At 46.2% G+C, this 679-nt stretch carries 1 protein-coding gene; it reads right to left on the bottom strand.

Annotated elements, in window-relative coordinates:
- A partial coding sequence (locus PG892_RS22470; RefSeq protein ID WP_270825935.1) for an H-NS family histone-like protein occupies nucleotides 1-367 on the bottom strand: 367 nt, incomplete at its 3' end.
- Between the last annotated feature and the right edge of the window lie 312 nt (nucleotides 368-679).

Here is a 679-nt window from a genome sequence, read left to right as displayed (position 1 = left end):
CTTCTGCGATGGCCTTGGGCATGCGACCCTGACCAGTCCAGGTCTTCTCCTGACCATCCTCGGTGTACTTGTATTTTGCAGGACGAGGAGCACGTTTGGTTTTGGCTGATCCGCCAGCTTTCGCCGGAGCCGCTGTGCCAACAAGCTCACTCGGATCAATGCCAGCGTCTCTCAGCATCTCGGTAAACTCAGCCAGCTTTTGCAGGCGTTCTGCTGACTCAGCTCTGATTTTGCTCTCTTGCTGCTCACGTTCGGCATAAATTTCGTCAAATTTCTCTTTAGCCTCGACCAACTGCTCAAATGAGAGATCACGCAGTGCAGCACGAAGACTACGAATATTCATCAGTGTTTTCAAAAAATCGTTCATTGATAGCCTCATGTATCACATTTTTATATCAGTAAAATTATCTCTCAATCCCAGCATAAGCTCCACTCTTTTTGGCACCATGACGATCAGAGAAATAGAATCATTAAAGAAGTCGTGAGCTAAATCGCTTTTGGATCTGCTTATTTTCCTAGCGCCAACCCTCCATGAAACTTTGTAGCCAAAAACTGAATTTAAGCGGTAGTGAGCGTTGAGACCACCTCACCAGATGAGTCGATGAACGATCTCGATCGGATCACGAAATGAGCCGATCAGCTAATATAAACGGCTCATCGTATGAGTCGATGATACTAT

It is taken from the genome of Aeromonas sp. QDB68 (assembly GCF_027707405.1).
GTDB classification, from domain to species: Bacteria; Pseudomonadota; Gammaproteobacteria; order Enterobacterales; family Aeromonadaceae; genus Aeromonas; species Aeromonas caviae.
The sequence above is the reverse complement of the archived record's forward strand: the minus strand, read 5'-3'. Positions and strand labels throughout refer to the sequence as shown.